Here is a 5,627-nt window from a genome sequence, read left to right on the forward strand (position 1 = left end):
ACAAATGCCCTTTTTACCGCTTATAATTCCATTCATCTGAGGCGTATTTTGTTTCTGCCAAGTGATGAACAAAATCAAGCTCTTCCTGAGACAGTTCGTACGGCTCCAAATGAATGTTAAGGCCTGTTTCAAACCCTTCTTTAAAGGCTTTACGGGCCTCATCCATCGTCACCCGCTTATCGGTGAGTTCATTAATGGCAACCGCTTTATTTTTGAAATTGCGCTGCATCCGCTCTCTGACTCTTTCACTCGGATACAAGAACAGATCGAACAGCTTGTCCTCATCCAAATCAAGCAGAATGGAGCCGTGCTGAAGAATCACGCCTTTTTGTCTCGTTTGCGCGCTTCCCGCCACCTTGCGTCCCTCGACCACCAGCTCATACCACGAAGGCGCGTCAAAACAAACGGATGACCGCGGATTTTTTAAGCTTTCTTTTTCTTTTTCGGTTCTCGGGATGGCAAAGTAAGCGTCCAGACCAAGATTTCTAAAGCCTTGGAGTATGCCTTCTGATATGACCCGGTATGCCTCAGTGACAGTCGCCGGCATTTCAGGATGCTCTTCCGAAACAATCACGCTGTATGTCAATTCCTGATCATGCAGCACACCTCGCCCGCCGGTCGGGCGTCTGACGAAACCGAGATTATACTTATGTACTGCTTCAAAATTGATTTCCTTTTTAATATTTTGAAAATACCCTACAGAAAGAGTCGCCGGATTCCAGCCGTAAAAACGGATAACCGGGGGAATTTTCTTTTCGCTGTGCCAATATAAAAGCGCTTCATCAAGTGCCATATTGAATGCAGGACTTGCATTGCCTGAGTCTATAAACCGCCAAGTTTCTTTTTCCATTTTGAGACCTTCCTTACCGTTTTAATAGAATCAGTTTATCAAACTGCCGGGAAAATGAAAATATTTTAGTTCCATTATGGATGACAATCGCGCTGTGCTTTACTATAATAGTATTTGTCGAAAACGGCTCTATGGCCTTGTTTTTATGAAGCAGGGTTTTGATTTTATATGCTAAAGGAGTAGAATCACATTGTCTAATATGATCGTTTTGATTATTTTTGCTGCGTTTATCGTCTATATGATTGCTTCATATGTTTATCAGCAGCGAATTATGAAAACACTTACGGAAGAAGAATTTCGCGCGGGTTACCGAAAAGCGCAACTCATTGACGTTCGTGAACCGAATGAGTTTGAGGGCGGACATATTTTAGGGGCCCGCAACATTCCGCTTTCCCAGCTGAAACAGAGAAAAAATGAAATCCGTCCGGACAAGCCTGTCTATCTATACTGCCAAAACAGTGTCCGCAGTGGACGCGCGGCACAAACCCTGCGCAAAAACGGCTGCACTGAGATTTACAACCTAAAAGGCGGCTTTAAAAAATGGGGCGGAAAGATTAAAGCGAAGAAATAAAGCAAAACAGCTGTCTGTAATAGACAGCTGTTTTTATTTATCTCTCTTCCTTCTCATACCTGAGTACCGGGTGTCTCGCCGCTTTTGTTTCATCCATTCTTTTTACAATCGTCGTATGCGGCGCCTCCTGGACGAGTTCCGGATTCTCCTCCGCTTCCCTTGCGATTTGAATCATAGCGTCGATAAACGCATCCAGTGTTTCCTTTGATTCCGTCTCTGTCGGCTCAATCATGATACATTCTTCAACATTAAGCGGGAAATAAATCGTAGGCGGATGATAGCCAAAATCGAGCAGCCGTTTTGCAATATCTAGCGTACGCACTCCCAGCTTTTTCTGCCGCTTTCCTGACAATACAAATTCATGCTTGCAATGACGGTCAAACGGAAGATCGTAATAAGGCGCGAGCTTTCTCATCATATAGTTCGCGTTTAACACTGCGTTCTCAGTAACAGCCTTTAATCCGTCAGGCCCCATGGAGCGGATATACGTATACGCTCTGACATTGATGCCGAAGTTGCCGTAATACGGCTTCACACGGCCGATCGAGTCAGGGCGGTCATAATCAAATGTAAAGTGCCCTTCCTTTTTGATTAAAACTGGTTTTGGCAAATAAGGAATCAGATCTTTCTTTACGCCGACAGGGCCTGAGCCGGGACCGCCGCCGCCATGAGGGCCAGTGAATGTTTTATGCAGGTTGAGGTGCACCACATCAAATCCCATGTCTCCCGGTCTCGCTTTGCTTAAAACCGCATTTAAATTAGCGCCGTCATAGTACAGTTTCCCCCCCGCTTGGTGAACAATTTCCGCCATCTCGGTGATCTGTTCCTCAAACAAGCCGAGCGTGTTCGGATTCGTCAGCATAAGAGCAGCAGTTTCTTCATTCACCGCTCTTTTTAAATCCTCCAGATCGACAAGCCCATTTTCATTTGATTTCACCGTAACCGTTTCAAAGCCTGCTACTGTCGCTGAAGCAGGATTCGTCCCGTGAGCGGAATCAGGAACAATGACCTTCGTCCGCTTGAAATCCCCGCGCGCTTCATGATAGGCGCGGATCATCATCAGCCCCGTCCATTCGCCATGCGCCCCGGCAGCGGGCTGAAGCGTAACCTCATCCATTCCCGTTATTTCCTCAAGGTGCTTGCTTAAATCATATAAAAGCTCTAAAGCGCCTTGCACCGTGTCTTCATCCTGAAGAGGATGAATCGCAGCAAAACCGGGAATTCGCGCGATTTTTTCATTTATTTTCGGATTGTATTTCATTGTGCAAGAACCGAGCGGGTAAAAGCCGGAATCCACTCCGTGATTACGTTTGGACAGCGCTGTATAATGGCGCATAATATCCAGCTCGGACACCTCCGGCAGCTCTGCGTCCTCGTCACGAATATAGGTGTCTGACAATAGATCCTCCAATTCGATTTCCGGTACATCGAGTTCCGGCAGACTGTAGCCGATACGGCCTTCTCTGGAAAGCTCAAAAATAAGTGCCTGATCCTGATTACTCATGGCGATCCCCCAATTCCTGAATGAGTGCGTCGATTTCTTCTTTTGTTCTCAGCTCCGTTACAGCAATCAGCATATGACAGTCCATCTCAGGATACGTCAGCCCAAGATCATATCCGCCGATGATGCCTTTTGCCACCAAACGCTGGTTCACAGCTTTCACCGGTTCATCCAGTTTGATGACAAATTCATTAAACATCGGTCCGTCAAACATAACGGTAAGGCCAGCTTTTTTTGCTTCTTGCTTTGCATAGTTGGCTTTTAAGAGATTTTGGCGGGCGATTTCTTTTACGCCGTTTTTTCCGAGAGCAGTCATGGCGACAGAAGCTGCCAGCGCATTTAAAGCTTGGTTCGAGCATATATTTGATGTCGCTTTATCTCGTCGGATATGCTGCTCCCTGGCTTGTAAAGTAAGCACAAAGCCTCTTTTTCCGTTTTCGTCTTCCGTTTGTCCGACGAGACGGCCTGGCACTTTTCTCATTAATTTTTTGGTGACGGCAAAAAAGCCGCAATGCGGGCCGCCGTATGCTGAAGGAATGCCGAAAGGCTGCGCATCACCGACGACGATATCAGACTGAAACTTGCCTGGCGGAGTGAGGAGACCTAACGCAAGCGGGTTGGCTGACACAATAAACATGGATTTTCCTTGATGAGCGATAGGCTCAATATCCTGTAACGGCTCGACCCGGCCAAAAAAATTCGGATACTGAACGATCACGGCGGCTGTGTCCTCGCAAACGGTTTGGCGCAAAGCCTCAAGATCGGTAACGCCATCTGCAGCGGGAACTTCAACGACTTCAATATATTGACCTTTTGCGTACGTTTTCAGCACTTCTCTCGATTCAGGATGCACGGTTTTTGACACAACGATTTTTTTCTTTTTCGTGTGGCCTGAAGCAAGCATTGCCGCTTCCGCCAAGGCAGTTCCGCCATCATACATAGAGGAGTTGGCAATATCCATTCCTGTTAGTTCACAAATCATCGTTTGGAATTCAAAAATAGCCTGAAGCTCCCCCTGTGAAATTTCCGGCTGATAAGGTGTATACGCCGTATAAAACTCAGAGCGGGAAATGACATGATCCACAATGACAGGCTGATAGTGATCATATACACCTGCTCCTAAGAAAGACGCGTGTTGTACCGTATCACGATTTTTAGAGGCCAGCTTTGTCAGTTCTCTTGTTAATTCCGTTTCTGATTTCGCTTTTTTGATTTGATACTCTTTTTTATATCTGACGTTTTCCGGTATATCAGCAAATAATTCATCGATGCCGCTTACGCCGATAGCGGCAAGCATTTCCTGTTTATCCTCTTCTGTTGCGGGCAAATAACGGTGCTTCATGTGTTGACTCCTCTCCCCAAGAAAAAATATTAGCGTTTATAAAATGGTGTTTTGACAACCTTTGCTTTCACTAATTTTTTGCGAATCTCCACCTCTACGACTGTCCCGATTTCACTCGCTTCCGCAGCAATTAGGGCAAGGCCGACGTTTTTCCCTAATGTCGGTGACTGCGTGCCGGTTGTCACCTTTCCGACAGACTTGCCATTATGGAACACTTCATATCCGTGCCGCGGTATCCCTTTTTCGGTCATTTCGAGTCCGACAAGCTTTCGCTTCGCTCCGTTTTCTTTCTGTTCACTCAATACTGACTTACCAAAAAAGTCAGATTCTTTTTTGTGCTTTACGGCAAAGCCAATACCTGCTTCAATCGGTGTAATATCCCGGGTCAGCTCCTGGCCGTAGAGCGGGAGCTTCGCTTCAAACCGGAGCGTATCACGTGCGCCAAGACCGCATGGAATTAATCCATGTTCCTCACCCGCATCCATGATTTCTTTCCACAAATACACGGCATCATGAGCACGGCAGTAAATTTCAAACCCGTCCTCTCCCGTATAGCCGGTGCGCGAAATGAGTGCTTTGCAGCCGCTGATATCTGCCTCATCAATAAATGTAAACGGCTTTAATGCAGACAGATCTGCAGACGTTAGCGTTTTTAAAATCGTTTCTGTTTTCGGCCCCTGTACAGCCAAGAGCGCGATTTGATCTGACTGATTGTCAATCTGTACATTACCTGTTACATGCTCTTTCATCCACTCCAGATCTTTATCTATATTAGAAGCATTTATGACAAGCAGATAGCGGTTCTCTCCTTTTTGATAGATAAGCAAATCATCGACGGTTCCGCCATCCGGATAGCACATCGCCGTATACTGCGCACGGCCTGACGTTAACGCGGAAATATCATTTGTCATCAGTCTTTGCAAAAAAGGCAGACTGTCTTTTCCGGACACTTCGATTTCTCCCATATGAGATACATCAAACAGCCCGGCCGCAGTTCGGACAGCCTCGTGTTCCTTTTTTATAGAAGAAAATTGAACTGGAAGCTCCCAGCCCCCGAAATCAATCGTTTTCCCTCCATATTCCTTATACAGTTCAAATAACGGCGTTCTTTTCAGCATCGAATTCCTCCCCTTTTTCAACGGCGCGGCTAAAAAACATACAAAAAAGGACAGAGAAACACCTCATGTAAAATGAAGGTTCTCTGTCCTGGCACCTGAAAGTTTACTTTGCATACGCAAAGACGTCCCCTTTGGTGGCTTGCGCATCCGCGCAAACACTCTCCAGAGTTGCGTCGAGCAAGAGTTCTTTTGCCTGAGAGATTCACTCCGCAGTTTGCTCCTTCGGCGCCTGTACCCCGATGTTC

5 protein-coding genes and 1 riboswitch are annotated in these 5,627 nt (G+C 46.3%); of the genes, 1 reads left to right on the forward strand and 4 read right to left on the reverse strand.

All coding sequences use genetic code 11. The features are described 5' to 3' along the window. Window positions 1-13 precede the first annotated feature (13 nt). Window positions 14-850: an octanoyltransferase LipM gene (lipM, locus tag RAC86_RS34500; RefSeq protein ID WP_061186884.1), complete on the reverse strand. Its 837-nt coding sequence runs from the start codon at window positions 848-850 to the stop codon at window positions 14-16. Window positions 851-1,040: 190 nt separating this feature from the next. On the opposite strand from lipM, the gene RAC86_RS34505 reads away from it, so the two are divergent. After that, window positions 1,041-1,421 (forward strand): rhodanese-like domain-containing protein, encoded by a 381-nt coding sequence (locus tag RAC86_RS34505; RefSeq protein WP_014664580.1) that lies wholly within the window; start codon window positions 1,041-1,043, stop codon window positions 1,419-1,421. Between the two features lie 37 nt (window positions 1,422-1,458). On the opposite strand, the gene gcvPB is transcribed toward RAC86_RS34505, so the two are convergent. Genes gcvPB through gcvT form a run of 3 tightly spaced genes read right to left on the reverse strand, consistent with a single transcriptional unit; the run spans window position 1,459 to window position 5,382 of the window. Next, window positions 1,459-2,925: an aminomethyl-transferring glycine dehydrogenase subunit GcvPB gene (gcvPB, locus tag RAC86_RS34510; RefSeq protein ID WP_072566538.1), complete on the reverse strand. Its 1,467-nt coding sequence runs from the start codon at window positions 2,923-2,925 to the stop codon at window positions 1,459-1,461. Further along, window positions 2,918-4,264, reverse strand: coding sequence for an aminomethyl-transferring glycine dehydrogenase subunit GcvPA (gene gcvPA / locus RAC86_RS34515; protein ID WP_072566539.1), 1,347 nt, complete (start codon window positions 4,262-4,264; stop codon window positions 2,918-2,920). Before gcvPA ends, gcvPB begins: the two co-directional genes overlap by 8 nt. 29 nt (window positions 4,265-4,293) lie before the next feature. Beyond that, the gene (gene gcvT / locus RAC86_RS34520; RefSeq protein ID WP_072566540.1) at window positions 4,294-5,382 is read right to left on the reverse strand and encodes a glycine cleavage system aminomethyltransferase GcvT; all 1,089 of its coding nucleotides are present in this window, start codon (window positions 5,380-5,382) and stop codon (window positions 4,294-4,296) included. A gap of 171 nt (window positions 5,383-5,553) precedes the next feature. Continuing rightward, window positions 5,554-5,627: riboswitch (glycine riboswitch) on the reverse strand. This riboswitch is flagged as partial in the annotation.

This window comes from Bacillus sp. LR_5, assembly GCF_042709275.1.

What these genes read in the sequence shown, in the direction of transcription:
- gcvT (WP_072566540.1), bottom strand. Translation starts at nt 5,382, where the DNA reads ATGCTGAAAAGAACGCCGTTATTTGAACTGTATAAGGAATATGGAGGG.
- gcvPB (WP_072566538.1), bottom strand. Translation starts at nt 2,925, where the DNA reads ATGAGTAATCAGGATCAGGCACTTATTTTTGAGCTTTCCAGAGAAGGC.
- lipM (WP_061186884.1), bottom strand. Translation starts at nt 850, where the DNA reads ATGGAAAAAGAAACTTGGCGGTTTATAGACTCAGGCAATGCAAGTCCT.
- gcvPA (WP_072566539.1), bottom strand. Translation starts at nt 4,264, where the DNA reads ATGAAGCACCGTTATTTGCCCGCAACAGAAGAGGATAAACAGGAAATG.